The organism is Bacteroides stercorirosoris (assembly GCF_900142015.1).
Lineage (GTDB): Bacteria > Bacteroidota > Bacteroidia > Bacteroidales > Bacteroidaceae > Bacteroides > Bacteroides stercorirosoris.
Genome location: NZ_FQZN01000001.1, coordinates 378,277 through 395,772, shown reverse-complemented (window position 1 = coordinate 395,772; position 17,496 = coordinate 378,277). Strand labels below are relative to the sequence as shown.

Sequence of the window (17,496 nt, the reverse complement as noted above, 5' to 3'; positions counted from 1 at the left end):
GAGGCTATACTTCGCTCGGGCGCAAGCCGAAGGACCTGCAAGTCATCTTTTCGACTTTGACTTCCCATACCTTCACGTTGCGTACGGCAGGTTCGCTGTATTTGAATTCATACTCGACGTATTGTTGCATGACTATGTCGAGTATGTTTCGTTTTTCATCCATGTCTTCGATGAAACGGACCTTGCCCCGGCACATCACGCTGCGCGACTTCATGCTGTAGCTGCATGCCACCTGCCGGTGCATATACACCAGTTCGTGCCCTTCGCAGAAGGTGATGCAGACTTGCGGATAGCGTTCCACCATTTCCACTTTGCTGCCCTCCGGTCCGGAGTGCAGATAGATTACTCCATCCCGGTAGGCGAAGTTCATGGGAACTACGTAGGGGTTACCCTCCTGGTCGGTGATGCCCACCATGCAGTAAGGGCATTTGCGGATGATTGCTTCAATTTCCGCCGGTTCGGTGATTGCGATTGTCTTCATAAGGCTGAATGGGTGTTTTATCCGGTGCAAAGGTAATCATTTTATTGATAAAGCCCAGACGGCGGTTGAAGAAGCGGGCGAAAAGCCCTACAATCAGTGCGGCGATTATCGTGCCTTCACGCACTCCCTCTATGGTTCCTGCCAGCAACAGGGATGCGGCACAGGCGAGGAGTGCCAGCGTTGTGTCGAAACCGATTTTGGTGATTCCGAATTCTTTTCCGGTGCGCAGGGTGATGGCTTTCACAAAAGCTTCGCCGGATAGCATCACTACGTTAGCTATTACTTCCATGCTCACTCCTAAACCGAGTATGGCGCAGCCTGCCACCAATGAGAGTATCTGTGCGGCGTATCCTGCGGGAGTGTAACCCGCCAGCAACGCCATGGAGCAGTCGATGAAGAAGCTGAAAAGCAGGGCTACGGGAATTTGCAGGAATTGTTCTTTCTTGAAGTCTTTTTTCAGCAGGCATACTTGTCCGGCTATCAGCAGGGCGTTCAGCAGGAGGGTGAATTGTCCCAGGGTGACGGGGAATTTTAAACTCAATGTATAGGGGAGGCTTGATATGGGCGATGATCCCAGGTTCGCTTTTATAATCAAACTAATGCCGAATGCATTCACAAATAAGCCCGCGATGAAAAACAGATAACGGGCTGTAAGTTCTCTTTTTGCCATATTATAAATCTTTTTACCTAAATGTTCACAATTAGTTCACATAATGACGAGTCGATAAATGATAATTTATCGGCGAGGGAATGGGTACGCGGACTACGCGGATAAGGCGGACGAACGCGGACTTTAATCTTTTAGACGCGGATGACACGGATGACGCGGATTTTTAAAGCTGCGCTATACATACCGGCATATCACACCGAAGGAAAAAAGAATCCGCGTCATCCGTGTCATCCGTGTCTGAAAGATTACTTGCACGCCGAAGGAGAACCTTGCTCCAGCGCTACGCTGGTAAATTATCATTTACCTTAGTCGCTGCAAAGTTACGGCTTCCATCTGCCTTCTCACGGTTCAATATTCGAAGCAGATTGTTCAAAAAGTGGGATTTTTTTGTGTTGCAATTTCCTAAAGAGTATATTTGTGCTTCAAAAACGGAACTTTATGCAAGGAGAATACCTGTTGTATACTCGTCGGAAAGCGGACCTGCCTTCCTATCCCTGCCGGATGGAAAACGGAGAGTTTCTGTTCTGCCTGCAAGGTGAAGTGCAACTCTATATCAACCAGCAGAAGTATGCACTGACTGCCGGGAGCGTGATTCTTGTTTTCCCCGGGCAGATTGTGTTTTATGCCGGTGCTGCGGACGAATTGGAATTGGCGGTCTTCGCTTTTTCCAGTCAGTTCCGGCATGAGATTTTCTATTCGCTGCCTTCGGACAAAGTGTCTTTCTTGCGCGAACATAATTATAGCTCGTTTCAGGGAGAAGAATGGGATGGGATACGCAATCATTACCTGTGGCTTCTGCAACAGAAGTCTGCGGATGACGGAAATGTGTATCAGCGCGAACTGGTTATCTATTGTTGCCGGATGCTTTTCTATGAGATTTGTAACCGGTCGGAACGGCTTTACCGGCAGACGAAGTCGAACCATCTGCGCTGGCGGTTGAAGGACAGGTTTATAGCATTGGTCATAGAGTCGTTCAGGGAGGAGCGCTCGGTGGATTACTATGCGGATAAACTCTGTGTCACTACCCGGCATCTGAGTAAGACGATTCAGCAGACGGTGGGCTGCACGGCCAAAGAGTGGATAGATGATTATGTGATACTTGAACTCAAAGTGACGCTTCACTCCACAGCACTTTCCATACAGGAAATAGCCAACCAGTTCAATTTCCCCGACCAGTCGTATCTGGGCAGGTATTTCAAGCACCATACGGGGATGTCGCCCACGGCCTACAGGGCGATGAAGTGAATGAGTGACGAGCTACAAGCTGCGATTGACCAGCGTTTTCCAGCCTGATAGTAGAGAATGTGATGATGCAAAGGTAAAGTCAAAGCAAAATAAAAGAACGCAAATTACATGAATTACAAATCAGATAAGCATTGATTATCAGAGATGTGAAAATAAATAATTCATGTAATTTGCGTTCTAATCTTCATTTTAAACTACATCAGCGCAAAGTCCAGCTGCTTCTTCTCCAGATTGGCGCGTGCCACTTTAATCGTAATGGCATCTCCCAAACTGTACGTGCGGTGCTTGCGGCGTCCGCGCAGGCAGTAGTTCTTTTCGTCGAACTCGTAGTAATCATCGTCGAGGTCGCGGATAGGTATCATACCTTCGCACTTGTTCTCGTTCAGCTCCACGTACAGGCCCCACTCCGTGACACCGGAGATTACACCGTCGAATACCTGTCCCAGGCGTTCTGTCATAAACTCTACCTGCTTGTACTTGATACTGGCACGTTCGGCATTGGCTGCAATCTGTTCCATGTTGCTGGAATGGTCGCAAAGGTCCTCGTACTTCTTCTCGGAAACACTGCGTCCGCCATCCAGATATTTGGTCAGCAGGCGGTGCACCATCATGTCCGGGAAACGGCGGATGGGCGAGGTGAAGTGGGTGTAGTAATCGAACGCAAGTCCGTAGTGCCCGATGTTGTGCGTGGAGTAACGCGCTTTCTGCATGGCACGGATGGATACGGTTTCGATGAGGTTTTCTTCTTTCTTGCCCTGAATGTCATCCAGCAGGTGGTTGATGGATTTGGAGACGTCCGTCTTGGTTCCGCTGGTGCGCAGTTTGTAGCCGAAGCGGGCGATGAATTGCGCAAGGTTGTCCAGTTTCTCCGGGTCGGGCAGGTCGTGAATACGGTACGGGAATACTTTGGGCTTCTTGCTTTTCGGTACACGGCCGATTTTTTCGGCCACGGTGCGGTTGGCAAGGAGCATGAACTCTTCTACCAGCTTGTTGGCATCTTTGGACATTTTGAAGTACACGCTGATGGGCTTGCCCTTTTCGTCTATCTCAAATTTCACTTCATAGCGGTCGAAGTTGATCGCTCCGGCTACGAAACGTTTCTGCCTTAATGCTTTGGCGATGGTGTCCAGCATGAGTACTTCTTCTTTGAAGTCACCCTCTTTGGTCTCGATAATCTGCTGTGCTTCCTCGTAGGTGAAGCGGCGGTCGGACTTGATGACCGTGTGGACGACACGCGCATCTTTCACGTCTCCCTTCTCATTGATGTCGAAGATGACGGAGTACGCCAGTTTCTCTTCATCGGGACGCAGGGAGCAGATGAAGTTGCAGAGGCGTTCGGGCAGCATCGGAATGGTGCGGTCCACCAGATAGACGGATGTGGCGCGCTTCTCGGCTTCCTTGTCGATGATGCTTCCTTCGGTGACGTAGTGGGTGACATCCGCGATGTGTACTCCCACTTCCCACAGACCTTCTTTCAGCCGGCGGATGGAGAGGGCGTCGTCAAAGTCCTTGGCATCCTTGGGGTCGATGGTGAAAGTGGTCACGTTGCGGAAGTCCTCGCGTTTGGCTATCTCTTCATCGGATATTTCAGCAGGGATTTTGTCCGCCGCTTTCTCTACGGAAGAGGGGTAGACGTAAGGCAGTCCGAACTCGGCAAGGATGGCGTGCATCTCGGTGGTGTTGTCGCCCGCCCGGCCCAGGATGTCGATTACTTGTCCGATGGGATTCTTGGCTTTGTCGGGCCATTCCACTACTTTCACGATGGCTTTGTCGCCCGTTTTCCCACCTTTCAGCTTTTCTTTGGGGATGAAGATATCGTTGGCAAGCGTACGGTTTTCCGTCACCAGGAAGGCGTAGGAACTGGCAACTTCCAGCGTGCCTACAAAGGTGTCGTTGGCGCGTTCCAGCACCTCGATGACTTCGCCTTCGGCCTCGCGCCCGCGGCGTTTGGCATAGAAGGAGATGCGTACTTTATCGTTGTTCATGGCGTGTGCCGAGTTACGCTCGGCAACGAATATCGGGTCGCCTCCACCTTCGGGGATGAAAGAGTTCTTTCCGTTGCTCTTGCGTTGGAAAGTGCCTACCATCTCTACGCCGTGGTTGTTCAGCTTGTACTTGCTTTTGTCCACTTCGGTGATGTAGTCGTCCAGCAGCAGGTCGCTCAGAATGTCCTTACAAAGCATCTTCAGGGGATGCGTAGTAAGGTGGAGTTGTTCAAATATGTATTTCAGGGACAGTACTTCGTCGGGTTTCGAATGGAAAAAATCCATCAGTGCGCTCACAAGCTCTTTCTTTTTCATTCGCTTGCCGGCTTTCTTTTCTTTGTTCTTAGCCATAAGTTTTCTTTCTTTATGAATGTATTTTGCAAAGTAAACAAATAATCGGTTAGATTGGTTGAAAATCATTTAAATTCTGATGGATTCATTATAGAGATAAGTAAGAATGTTCTGTTGTAGATATTAAAAGCAAAGTGCACCTCAAAGCTTTTTACCGGGCTTTGGGTGCACTTCATAAAAGACGTAGCCTCTTTTGTGTGTTAGAGAGAGAATTTAGTTAATAACTGAGCAAAGAATCTTTTCATTTTAAAGAACGTACGACACGGAAACCAATGTTGCCGAACCATATGTCACCGCCGGGGTAACCCATATCTGTCTTGATGTGAGCGCCCAAGAGACGTGCATTGCTATTAGAGCAGTTCGTATCGTAAGTTGAGAAACAACCTCCGCGTGAGAAAACCAGGCGGTCCTCATCTCTGGGCTTCTCAGGGCCCCATGGGTCAGTTTCCTCAGCATCACTGATATAACCTAACTGAAGGAGCCATTCTCCGGTGTATTCTTCAACGTTGCCTGACATATCATAGATTCCCAATGAGTTGGGTTTCTTCAGTCCTACCACATGGAGTACAGGTTCTTCTCCCACTATTGAGTTTTCTCTATACCAACCTACCTCATCGAGGTCGTTGCTGCCTGCATAGTAGTATGGTTGGTTTTCGTTGTCGGGACCGCCTTTGGCTGCATATTCCCATTCAGCGCTGGTAGGCAGGCGATAGCCGTTGGCTGTTTTATCGCGGGTTACGTCGGCCTCATATAGTTCCGTATTGGTAGCATCCCATAATTCATTCTTGAATGTATACACCGGTTTGTAACCTTTACGTTCGCTCAGCTTATTGCAGTAGAGCATGGCTTCATACAGTGTCACGGTATGCACGGGCAACAGGTCGCTTTTCTTGTTGACTGACGGGTTATAGCCCATGACATCCTTAAACTCGCGTTGTGTCACCTCATAACGTCCTATCTCAAATGCTGAGATATTGACTTTATGTGCATTCTCCTTGTCTACGTACGTGCCGCTTAAGTCGCGGCCGATGATAAATGAACCGGCTCCTACGGTTACCATTTCAAAAGTAGTGTAGTTGGGATTCTCCTCATCGCCTCCTCCACTGGGCGGATTGACACCACCGGATTGCAGTGTGACGATAGCCATATATGTCTTGACATTCTTTTGGTCAGAAGAAACTACTGTATACTGTACCGCGTCGGTGAAATCTTGAACTGTACCGCTGGCAGGAGTCACAGTGGCTCCTTCCGAAGGCACAACAACGGGTTTCAGTGCGGTGACATCCGTACCGGCCGGCATCGTAACCGTAATGACAGGATAATCTATTTTAGAAGATACTTGTCCTGGAATGATAAAGGCTGTGATATCTGCCGCAGCAGGTTCTTCCTCTTTCTCTACACCTTTCTGGGTGATGATGAGCATATAAGTATCCAACACCTGGTCGCCGAAAAGGGCGGATATTTCTACCGTGGTCTGGCGTGCATTTTCTGCATTGTTTTTGGCTACGGATAAAGAGAGACGGTTTTTGCTGCAATTGGCCAGACACCACATTTTGTCGGCAGCCGGAACGGTGGCTTTCAGGGCAATGCCATCCATGTCTGCTCCGGCGGCATCGCCGAGTGTGATGTTGCTTGTGAGGGTACCTTCTTTAGATACTGACAGAATGCCGTTTTCTTCATCGAATGATATGATTCCTTCACCGAAAGAAGACATCGAGGCTGCTAACTTTATCTGAGGGACAGCTTGTTTGTCGTCATCATCGGAACAGGCGGTAAAGGAAATGCTGCACAATAGCGCGACAATAAAGTAATAAAATTTGTTCAAATTCATAAGATGTGTATTTTAGTTGTTATTTAATGGTTCTTACTACGCGGAAACCGATGGTGTCATATGTTGCTGTAGGATCCATCTTATCAGTGTAATATACTTTTCCTTTGGTGTCGTATGTGGAGTAATAGCCACCCCTGTAGATTTTTGTATCATTGAGATTCTCGGCAGGGCCAATCGGATCCGTTTCCGGATCCAGGGGATATTCATAACCGTAAGGTACACCGTAGTCGTAGCACCATTCACCGACATTTCCACTCATATCATAAATTCCTAATTGGTTGGCTTTTAGCTTGGCAACTTCGTGCAGTGCGGCACTACCGGCGACAGTTGAATTATCTTGCCACCAACCTACTTCACTATAGTTGTCACTGCCGGAAAAGACTGTTAGATTCTTGCATCCTTCATTACCTCCCTTAGCGGCGAATTCCCATTCGGCTGAAGTCGGAATTCTGTAACCGTTGGACACAGTAGCCGGGTCATAGATGTAGTTTGGAATTTCTGTGACTCCTCCGAACCAGATATCTTCTATTCTGATGGTACCTTCTTGCTTGTAAGCGGGAGTCAGCCCTTCTTTTTCACTCAGTTTATTGCAGAATTCGCAGGCTTTGGACCAGTCTACTTTGTTTACGGGATAATTGTCTCCTCTGAACTTCTTATCTGAAGGATTTTCACCCATAATTTCTTCATACAGCTTTTGCGTAATTTCGGTCGTAGCGATATAGAAACTGCTCACGGTGACGTCATGTGTATAGCTTTGGGTATAGTCTTTTCCTTCTCCGAACTTAAAGGTTCCTCCTTCCACTACTACCATGTCCATACTGCTGTTGAGCTTGGCTTGCTTTACACTCAGGCGCAGGGAGGAGATTTCTGTTTCTTCCGTTTTGCCTGTTGCTGCAACGGTGATTTCTGCGGTATTATCCGATTTGGCAGCAGTAGGAGATATCCGGATGTTCAGTGTTCCTCCGGTTAAATCGGCGGTGAACCATTTGGCGCCTTCAGGAACGGTTAATGCATATTCTACATCAATTGTCTGATCCTCCAGAGTAGTACCTACCGGTATTGTCACCTCACCGCCGATATAAGAAATGTCGAGTGTGCCTCCTTCCAGTTTGGCATTGGCAGGTGCAGTCATCTGATCTGTTTTCAAAATCACTTCTCCTTTTGGAGTAATCTTGGCACCCTGGTTGATTGTCAGTTCCAGTGGAGCGATTTCGGCACCGGCAGCTACTGCTGTCAGCGTTACAGTGGTGGAGCGGCCTTGCGCCTCTTTGGAAACACTGACTTCAATGTTCAGCTTATTATCGGTAATAGTAGCTTTACACCATGCAGCATCTTTGGCAGGAACTGTAACCGTATAAGTAATGTCAAGATCGTAATCTTCCATGCCACAGGTCAACGGAATAGAGAAAGAACCTCCCTTGCCGTCTACGGTAACTCCATTTGAGGTTACAGTCGCCCCTTCGGGAAGAGTTATGTTTTGGGTACTGAGTGTGATGTTGCCTTTTAGCGGCTCGTCGTCATCACTACAAGAAGCGAACATTATGCAACCGGCAATCAAAGCCAGGCATGTGTTGAGCAAATGATAAGCTTTCATACTTTGTGAAATTTTGATTAATACTATTAGTTATTTGTATCGTAGTTAATTAGCCATTGGGTAATATTGCACGGCTCTGTATGCTGTGAAATAGTTTTCCGGATGATCGACGTCGGTGAATTTTATCCAGTTGGGTGATTTCTTGTCGTCAGACGTCAATGTAAAGGTACGTTGGATGTCATTGCCGAATGGTGTGATCAGCGCATTGAATTTGAAATCTGTATAATAGGTCTTTCCGACGGTTGAACCCTCTTCGGAGAACTTCAGAGAAATCTTGTCTTCTCCGATCAGTTCGTAATCGAAAGCCAGATAGCCACGTCCCTGGGCACAGATGAACTGGAAGGCATAGTAATTGCCCAAAATATTCCTCTCGTTGCCTAAATAACAATAAGTCATATCGTCATTATTGGCTTCGAGTGCTTCGCGGGATATATCCCACAAGGCCTGGCCGTAAGGACTGAATCCGCTGTAAGTAAAGAACCAGTTAGTACTGAGCAGCATTTCGTTGATAGAAGGATAGGTAGGGATGAATATACCCGTAGCATCATTGGAGGGGATGAATGTACCATCCTCTCCTAAATCCGGATTTAAGATCAGGCCTTCGATGACATTATTGCCCAATTGTACGGGCTGGTAGAATTTGCATCCTGTCAGGGTGATGATGAACGGTTGATAATCGGTGATGGTTTCTTCCCCTTTCTTCCGGTAGATACAAAGTGTGTGCCCTATCAGGCGTGTTTCGAAAGCCTGTTCCTCATCCTGGTAGAGTAACCGGTAATATTCGGAAAACTCTTTGTCTTTCAGCTTGATATCTTTCAGATAGTCGCTCCATTTCAAGGCGGCGGACATGGGGGTCATCGTCATGTACGAACCACTCTTTTTCCCTTTCAGCCGGATGATTTGTTCGTCGGCTTGCAGTATGGTGAATTCAAAGTCTCCTTCCAGTCCGTAACCGTCTCCCATCCCTTGACTGTTGGAGGGGTCGGAGAAAAAGTGGAGTATTTCGTTGTAAGTGTCAAAGGAAAGTACGCATCCTGCACTTTGCTTCAGGGTATAGGTGCTGACCGCTGTTTTGTCTGCACCTGCGGTCTCGCTGGCTACGGTTACCCGATAACCGGGCTGGAAGTTGAGCAATACGTTGAATCCTCCGTAACTTTGCGTAGAAGAGGGGTAATACTCCATTAGCCAGCCGTTGGGTGAACTGAGCAGAATTTCTTGTACTGTTTCTATTTCTTCCGCAATGCGGTTGGCGGAAGTATCGTCAAAAATCGGATCTATCTTGGGTGTACATGAAAAGAACAATCCGGTGGCGAGAATTGATAATATATAATGTGTCAGTTTCATACTTAATTCATTATTAAAGGTTTTCTAAATCAACTTCAGACAATGAGCCGGAGCGGCGTTGTACGATGTCGCGCAATTTGTCGATGTCAATGCTCCAACTGTCTTTCAGGTATTTTCTCACGATATCAAACTTTTTCTCCAGTTTTATTCTGCCGAGGGCTCCGCCGTTATTCAGCACATTCTGCCAGTAACCGGCATCGTGGGTTATATAATTGGAAATGATTTCCACGAAATCTTCATCGGGTGAGAAACTTGCGTAACGGGTTACGAATCCCATCGTGTTGGCAACCTCGTCACTCTCCAGATTTAACCAGCTTGGTCCCTGGTAATCGGTTGAAATCAGGTTGAAGTCTGTGGAATAATTCTTTGTCTGATGCAATATATGTGCAAACTCATGATGCATGGTTTTAAAGAACCAGGTGTTTAGAAAATCAATGTTCGGATTGTTGACATCCAGTTCGTTTACATTGTACAAAGTGATTTTCAAACCACCTTCTGCTGTTCCCAATACGACTGAACCTTGACTGTTGTATGCTTTTGAACCGATCAGCTGAATCATTCGCGGACAATAGGTCTTGATGAATGTCTCTCCGAGTAATTCGTTATAGGAATCTATCCAGAGATACTTGGTCAGTTTGGCCATGGCCACACATTTGTTGTATTCGGCAGGAATCAGATTGTACGTATTGTCTGATTCTTTGTCTATATATTTATAGTTGAACTGAATGTTGTACGGGACGATATAGTTGAGCAATAGCCAGGTATCGAATGCATCCCGTTCGGGAGATTCAGTATTGAAAATGCTGTGACTGTCCAATTTGTCTTCGCTGCATGCTCCCAATACAATGGAAGCGGCAAACAATAAAGTATAGATATATTTTTTCATGTTTCCTCCTTATTTTAGTTGTTTCTCGGGTTGGCTTCCAGACCGGCAGCAATAACCTCTTGCGGTATTTGAATGGCGCGACGCAGGTCGTCCACCAGCAATACGTCGTCTGCTTGTCCATCTCTGTTGTGGGAAAATTCAATTCCGTATCGTTTTATGTCATTCCAGCGAAGGCCTTCGTGGACAGTGATGACACGGCGCATGTGCAGAAGGCACTGAATCAGATTCTCGGTGTCACTGTCGGGGATTGTAAATCCTTGTGGGTTGATTTTTTTCTTGATGGTTCTATCGTCTTCCGACTTCAGGTGCAGGGGCATATACTTTCTTGCCGCGTAATAATTAATCAGTTGTTCTTTTGTGAAAGTCATGCCTGTCATGGAGTTCATCAGTACATTGATGTCTGCCACCGCTTTATCTGCCTCGGGAGCTTGTTTTAACAAATAAGCTTCTGCGCGGCATAATAATAATTCGTCAATGGAGAAAGCCACATTCACCAGATGCAGAAAGCCGATGCCGGCTGTCTTATCGGTGTATTCAAAGTAACCGTTCATCTTTGGGAAAGAATATTTCTGTTCAAATCCCCAAATGCCGTTTGACATGAAGAGTTGGTTGTATGCACCCCACGGACCCGGTAAGATTTCATTGAGCAGGATGTTATAGGCATTGCCATAGCGCAGCCCTATTCCGTAAGGACCGTGTACATAAGGCCAGGAAGTCTGTGCAGTGACCAACATCAGGTTGCATGGTTCGGTATGTGCGACGTAGCTGTTGCATCTGAGTTCGAAATCCGTTGCAAGTTCGCTGAAGCTTTTCCAGTTGCGGACATCATTTGCCGGGTTGTCGCCAAGTACAGTGCTGGCATATTCTATTGCTTTGTCAAATTTCAGGTAATAAAGGTTGAAACGGGCTGCAAAGGCGTAGGAAGCGCGTTTGTTGAAGTGGTATTTAGGAACAGAGTATACTTCATCATTAATCAAGGGTAACCCTTCTTCAATATCTTTGTTGATGTTTTCGTACACCTGGCTCAGGGTACCCCGTTCTATTCCGTCGGGCATCACTTCTGTTTCGGGTGCCGTGGTGTAAGGTATACCGAGTTCCCGATCTGCAGTCTGCGGGTTATAAGGCATACAGAATAGGTTGGCAAGCTGGAAGTGAGCGTATGCGCGGCATAGTAGCGCTTCACCTTTCTGCGGATTCAGACTTTCCGGGTTTCCCATCAGTTCGATGGCCTGTAGGGCTTGATTGGCCGAACAGATGGCATTATAATGCGCATCCCATATATATTTGGGGGCGTCAGTGTCCTCGGAAGTCATGTCATTCCATAAATAAGCGTCCCGTTGTATCTGTCCGTAGATGTCATACAGTGCCCCGTTATCCTTGGCATTGTCGGAAGCAAGTTCGGAGATGAGAATGGTTGATACTTCCGGATAGGCAGATACCAGTATATTGGTGATTTTCTGTTCGGAATCTATTTCTGTTCTGTCATCTGGTACAGTGTCCAGAAAGTCGTTACAAGAAGCCAATGCGAATAATGAACCGGCCAGTAATATATATGTTCTTATATTATTCATATCGAGTCGTTTTTTTTAAATTAAATACCTAATCTTAATGTCAAAGTGAACTGTTGGGGAACAGGAGATGCCACACCACCGGTATTGAAGAACTCAGGATCTTGTCCGTTCAACTTCTTGTCCGAATAGATGAGAAATGCATTCGTAGCTTGAAGTTTTAGGGACAAGTCACTGACTCCTGCTTTAACTATCAGTTTTTTAGGGAAATTGTAGGTTAGGGAAATTTCTTTCATCCGGATAAAGTCTCCTTTGGCTATGCGGGCTGTAGAATAGTTATAGGCATTATAAGCATAGCTCAGATAGGGATCCTGCTGATTGGCGCGTTTATCGGCAATTACCGGAATATCGGTATACTTCTCGTCTCCGCCTTTGGTCCAGCGGTTTATGAATTCTCTGGGCATAGCATCGAGGTCACTGTACTGGTTGTGGAATACCGGATCCAGTCTGATTACATTGCCGAAGGAATATGTGATGAAGAGGTTCAGCAAGAAGTTCTTATACTTGAAACTGTTTCCGAAACTTCCGGTGATGGTCGGGTCGGTTGGACCTTCATAAATAAGATGGCCTTTCTTGATTCGTTCCTGGAAGTTTATGTTGCTGACTGTCAAGTTCCCATCTTCGTTAATGAAGGTAGGATAGCCACTCTCATTCAATCCGCGGAAATCCATGGAGAACAGAGAACGGACAGGATAGCCTTCCAATGCAAATCCGCTTCCACTGATCATCTCGATTACCGAAGAATTGGACTGGAGATCGGTTACTTCATTTTTGGTATTTGAGAAGATGAAATCCGTATTCCAGCTGAAATCCTTCTTCTTGATGTTCTGTGTAGACAAGGTGAATTCAATACCATGTGATTTCATGCTGGCTACATTGGCCAGTTTGGTGAGCTGTCCGCCGGTTCCTTTAGTATTGATGATACCTATCAGGTCGTAATTGTTACGTTTGTACCAGTCTACAGCCAGATTAATGCGGTTATTCAGAAAGCCTATCTCAGCTCCGATGTTCAACTCATGCTTTTTCTCGTAAGTAAGTTCCTGGTTCTCTATATTCACAACTCTCAGACCGGACTCTTTGATGGAAGTGAACGGACGCCAAGCGTTGTAACTCTGAATGATAGCCCGGGAGTTACTGGCCGAACTCGGTCCACGGTCGGCAGTCAGAGAGTAGGAGGCCTTCAGAGTCATGTTTGAAACGTAGTTGAGCAGAGGCTGCCAGAACTTCTCTTCATGGGCATTCCAGGCGGCTGACAAGTTCCAGGTGGGAAGCCAGCGCGCCGATCTGCTTTTACCCAGTTTGTTGGAACCTTCGTACCGTAATGTACCGTTCAGGGTATATTTGCCTTGGTAAGAATAGGTTGCCGTGCCAAAGAATGACACTTCGCGTTGACGGGTTCTTTCTACGGTATAGTATTGGGCGTTTTCTTCACTGCCTTGTTTGAAGTACTGATATTCGTAGGCCGGAAGCATCCCCATTTCATATTGCATGCCGACTCCGTTGAACCAGGTCCTTTGACGATTCACAGCGTTGACTTCCATACCACCGAAGAAATTGAAGATGTGATTTTCGTTGTATACGTCATTGTAGCTGGCTGTTCCACGGAAATCATAACTGTCCATTGAGTATTTTGTCTCTCTGTAAAATCCTCCCACTGGCAGCACAGATACAGGCAGTGTGTTGGCATTTTCCGGATCAGTATACAGCCATGGATTGGCCTGACGCATCGTAGCGTCGTCCATAGCGCGGAAAGCCCATGCCTGATTCGAATAATCTTTGATGGTGTGTGACTGTGTGGTCATGGAAGTTTTGTAGGCACCTAAAGCGGATAACTCGATTTTATTGATAGGTTTCCATTTCAGTTCTCCCTGGAATTTAAGATCGGTTACGTTTAAGTCGATATAATTGTTATCCAGCTCATGCAGGATGTTGAAAGGTGCATAGTTGCGCACATAGTAAGCATCAGGGTCCAGTGTGCGTGAGGTGTTCAGGGCGTAACTGTACGGGTTAATGTCAAAGTCACGTTTCACCTCGCCGCTGACAGGGTCGACAGAAGAACTTAATGTTCCCGGAGCTTTCTGCTTACGGTAGGAAGCATTGCTGATTAAATTGAGTGATAAGGATTTACTGATATGGTATAATGCGTTTACATTAGCGGTATAACGCTTTACTTCGCTCTTATTAGTCCATCCCGGGTCATTCATGATGCTTAATGAAGTGTAGTAAGATGCTTTTTCAGTACCGGTAGAGAAACTGATGGCATGGTTTTGTGAGATACTGTTATTAAACAGCAGGTCGAACCAGTTTGTATTTCTGAATTCTGCCTCCTGCAGATACTGGTTACGCGCCTCTTCTGTATTCATCAGTCCATATGAATCGGTCTTTGCATCGTAATCGTTGATCAGATGATACATTTTTCCATATATACCGCTGTTTGAAGCCCGGTACATATCGGCAAGATTCAAATATCCCGCATTATCCAACTCTTTATAAACTCCCATCTGCTCTTGCGAATTCAAAATGTTGAAATGCCTGTAGTTGGGCTTTAATCTCATTGTGTATTCTCCGGTATAGGTGATTTTGCTGCTTCCGGCTTTTCCTTTTTTGGTAGTGACAACGATTACCCCGGCCATAGCCCGGGCTCCATAAATAGAGGTAGCGGAACCATCTTTTAATATCTGGAAACTTTCAATATCATCTGCATTCAATCCGGCAATGGCAGAGCTGATGAGTGTGACGGCATCTCCCGAAGACAAATTATCTGCATCTACTTCGGTTACATCTTCCATAATGACTCCATCCACTACCCATAACGGTTTGGAACTACCGTATATGGAAGTCGCTCCGCGTACACGGATTTTAGGGGCGGTACCGAAAGTTCCTGATACGTTCTGGACGGATACGCCGGCAGCGCGTCCTTCCAATGCACGGCTGATTTCGGGTATACCATCCAGCTTGATGTTTTCAGCTGAGAGCTTTGTGGCGGCACCCGTAAATAAGCGTTTATCCATCTTTTGCATACCGGTAACTACTACTTCCGACAGTGTCTGTACGTCAGATACCAGTGTGATGTTCATTTTAGGGGAAGCCTTTACTTCTTGGGGCACCATACCGATATAAGAGAATTGCAGAACCGAATTGCTGGCTACTTTCTCTATATGGAATCGTCCGTCAATGTCTGTCAGGACTCCCGTTTTGCTTCCTTTAATCAGAATGGTTGCACCGATCAATGGTAATCCGTCGTCTTGTGAAATAACGGTTCCTGTGACATCAAAAATTTTAGGTTGTTTGGAGTGCTTGGAAGTGATGGTGATAAATTGGTCTTCGATATGATACTCCAAAGGCTTGTCGTTTAAGATAATCTCCAGTACCTCTTTAATACCTTTATTCTTGACAGAACCGGATACGGTATACTTTTTGACATCATCATACGTGAACAGGATTTTATATCCCGACACCTTTTCCAAACGTTTCAATAAAGAAGGCAGACGTTCATTATTGAACTCAATTGTAATCTCTGTTTTAGTTGTAGTTGTTTGTGCATTTGCTTGGGGGGACAAGAGGCAAATACATGCAATACAAGTGATAAATAAATACCATTTTCTTCTCATATATTCTAATTTTATAACACAAATTCTCTTTCGTTATATAATTAGTTCGTATGAGAATAAAAAAAGGACACCCCTTTTGCTGATTTTTTTTAGAAAAAGGTATTATTTTGTTTGGTTATTGCCTTATTGAGTGTTTTTATGATATGTATTTTTAGTCTATAACTATTGTATTGTTTCTTATAGTAGCCGTTACCTTTTTCATTTGATTAAGTAACTTTAAAGTATGCTCCAACTGCTTAGTACGGTCAGAAACGAAATGCATTTTATATTTCATTGCATCCGGATTTCTGAATTCGATGTTTACGTTGTACCATCGCCCGATATTTTCCATAATATCTTTTAGAGTGACATCATCGAAATAGAAGAATCCGTCTTTCCAATAGATATATGAATCTAAGTCCACTTCATTCATAATGAAATTTCCGTCAGGTTGCAGATGGGCGTCTTCTCCGGGAGCCAGACGTGTATAGGCATTATTTTTTGTATTGCTTACTTCCACTTTTCCGCTAATCAGAACAATGTGGGTGTCTTCGGGTGAGTAGCTTCGTATATTGAACTCTGTTCCCAATACCCGGGTTTGTACATGAGGCGTTTTGACGATGAACGGGTGCTCTGCATCTTTAGCCACTTTAAAGTACGCTTCTCCGTTTAGGGTTACTGTGCGTTCTTTTCCTACGAAGGTGGTAGGATAAACGAAATGGGTGTTGGCATTTAACCATACTTCGGTACCGTCACATAAGGTAATTTTAAAGGTTTCCCCTCTGGGCACTGTGAGGGTATGTGTGTGCAATATTACATCCTTCGTTTTGGTAGGATAACTAAGTTCTTTAGAGGCGGATTGTACTTTTTGAGGAGTATTGGCCTGATGTTCTGCCAGTACGATTCTTTCTCCATCTCCTTTATCTAAAATCACTTGTTGGGGTGAGTTGTCGGCAGTGAATACAATAACGGGCGCTGTGTTTGTTGTCTCCTGCTGATGACTGATGTAGTGATAAATCCCGATGCAAAGGGTAATGGAAGCGGCAATACTGATACTTGTTTTCCAAAAAGTATGTATATTTTGTTTTTGATGTCTTTTTTTGAAGCGGGCAAGTTCGGCTTCTACATTCAGTTGCATGCCTTTTTTTCCGGTATGCAGAAAAAACTGGGTATCTAGAATATCTTGGGCTGCCTGTCTACTTTCCTCGTCCAGAAGCATCTCCTGTAATTGTTCGTCTGTGATATCTGTAGAAGGCTCCATAGCATCAATTGCCTTCTCAATAGAGGCTTCCAACTTTATGTTATCAATTTCTTTACTCATAGTGTCATTGGTTTTTGGTATATTATTTTATATCGTTTTTGCCTTACAATCAGACACCCTCTTTATGATTTATTAAACATTCTTTACGTATCACTTGCAGTGCTTTCACGATATGCTTTCTGACTGCACTTACACTGATATTCAATTCTTCGGCCACTTCCTGATATTTCTTTTTTTCCACATAGCATTCTTCTAAAATATGTTTGGTATGTGGAGTGAGTTTTTGCATTGCTTTCTGAATGGCCAACATTTTCTCGTCCCATTCTTGATAATCGGTTTCTACATAGTCTTGGGTAAGGTCAGTATATAATTGTACGAACTGCTGATGCACATTTTGATGTCGGAGATAATCAATACTTTTGTTGCGCACGTATGTATATAAATAGGACTTGACCGTTGCTTTGTTCACTTTGTCATAGTTATTCCACAGAAACTCGAAAGCATCGCTTACGATGTCTTTACTAGCCTCTATATCGTTTATCAGATGATAAGCATAATAATATAGTTGAGGATAATATTCTTTGAAAAGAATATCAATGCCGGTTTTATCTTTCACACGTAAAAGTATTGAATAGTAAATAAATCGATGTGCAAATAAACAAATAATAATTGAGAAATGCAATATAGCTT

Annotated in this window: 12 protein-coding genes; 1 reads left to right on the top strand and 11 read right to left on the bottom strand. The window is 45.2% G+C overall.

Going from position 1 to position 17,496, the window contains the following annotated elements; translation table 11 throughout:
- Window positions 1-4: 4 nt before the first annotated feature.
- Both BUC01_RS01280 and BUC01_RS01275 read right to left on the bottom strand, forming a co-directional pair.
- Window positions 5-481: a pyridoxamine 5'-phosphate oxidase family protein gene (locus BUC01_RS01280; protein WP_025833231.1), complete on the bottom strand. Its 477-nt coding sequence runs from the start codon at window positions 479-481 to the stop codon at window positions 5-7.
- A complete protein-coding gene (locus BUC01_RS01275; protein ID WP_025833233.1) occupies window positions 444-1,151 on the bottom strand; it encodes a YczE/YyaS/YitT family protein in 708 nt (235 codons plus the stop codon). Before BUC01_RS01275 ends, BUC01_RS01280 begins: the two co-directional genes overlap by 38 nt.
- Window positions 1,152-1,589: 438 nt before the next feature.
- Here BUC01_RS01275 and BUC01_RS01270 point away from each other — a divergent pair, with 438 nt between their 5' ends.
- The gene (locus tag BUC01_RS01270) at window positions 1,590-2,396 is read left to right on the top strand and encodes an AraC family transcriptional regulator (RefSeq protein WP_025830464.1); all 807 of its coding nucleotides are present in this window, start codon (window positions 1,590-1,592) and stop codon (window positions 2,394-2,396) included.
- A 194-nt stretch (window positions 2,397-2,590) separates the two neighbouring features.
- On the opposite strand, the gene rnr is transcribed toward BUC01_RS01270, so the two are convergent.
- From rnr to BUC01_RS01225, 9 genes are all read right to left on the bottom strand, one after another.
- Complete coding sequence (gene rnr / locus BUC01_RS01265) at window positions 2,591-4,732, bottom strand: ribonuclease R (RefSeq protein WP_073312467.1); 2,142 nt, start codon at window positions 4,730-4,732, stop codon at window positions 2,591-2,593.
- 241 nt (window positions 4,733-4,973) lie between these two features.
- Window positions 4,974-6,563: an SUMF1/EgtB/PvdO family nonheme iron enzyme gene (locus tag BUC01_RS25715; protein ID WP_025830465.1), complete on the bottom strand. Its 1,590-nt coding sequence runs from the start codon at window positions 6,561-6,563 to the stop codon at window positions 4,974-4,976.
- 19 nt (window positions 6,564-6,582) lie between these two features.
- Window positions 6,583-8,157 (bottom strand): SUMF1/EgtB/PvdO family nonheme iron enzyme, encoded by a 1,575-nt coding sequence (locus BUC01_RS01255; protein WP_025830466.1) that lies wholly within the window; start codon window positions 8,155-8,157, stop codon window positions 6,583-6,585.
- A gap of 45 nt (window positions 8,158-8,202) precedes the next feature.
- The gene (locus BUC01_RS01250; RefSeq protein ID WP_073312465.1) at window positions 8,203-9,501 is read right to left on the bottom strand and encodes a DUF4302 domain-containing protein; all 1,299 of its coding nucleotides are present in this window, start codon (window positions 9,499-9,501) and stop codon (window positions 8,203-8,205) included.
- Window positions 9,502-9,514: 13 nt separating this feature from the next.
- Window positions 9,515-10,387 (bottom strand): zinc-binding metallopeptidase, encoded by an 873-nt coding sequence (locus BUC01_RS01245; RefSeq protein ID WP_025830469.1) that lies wholly within the window; start codon window positions 10,385-10,387, stop codon window positions 9,515-9,517.
- A gap of 14 nt (window positions 10,388-10,401) precedes the next feature.
- Entirely contained in the window at window positions 10,402-11,958 is a 1,557-nt protein-coding gene (locus BUC01_RS01240; protein ID WP_073312464.1) for a RagB/SusD family nutrient uptake outer membrane protein, read from the bottom strand.
- 20 nt (window positions 11,959-11,978) lie between these two features.
- Window positions 11,979-15,566 carry a SusC/RagA family TonB-linked outer membrane protein gene (locus tag BUC01_RS01235; protein WP_025830470.1) on the bottom strand — a complete coding sequence of 1,196 codons (3,588 nt, stop codon included), beginning with the start codon at window positions 15,564-15,566 and terminating at the stop codon, window positions 11,979-11,981.
- A 151-nt stretch (window positions 15,567-15,717) separates the two neighbouring features.
- On the bottom strand, window positions 15,718-16,866 hold the full coding sequence (locus BUC01_RS01230) for a FecR family protein (protein ID WP_073312462.1): 1,149 nt from the start codon (window positions 16,864-16,866) through the stop codon (window positions 15,718-15,720).
- Window positions 16,867-16,915: 49 nt separating this feature from the next.
- Window positions 16,916-17,476, bottom strand: a complete 561-nt coding sequence (locus tag BUC01_RS01225) for an RNA polymerase sigma-70 factor (RefSeq protein ID WP_243462226.1) — start codon at window positions 17,474-17,476, stop codon at window positions 16,916-16,918.
- Window positions 17,477-17,496: the final 20 nt, after the last annotated feature.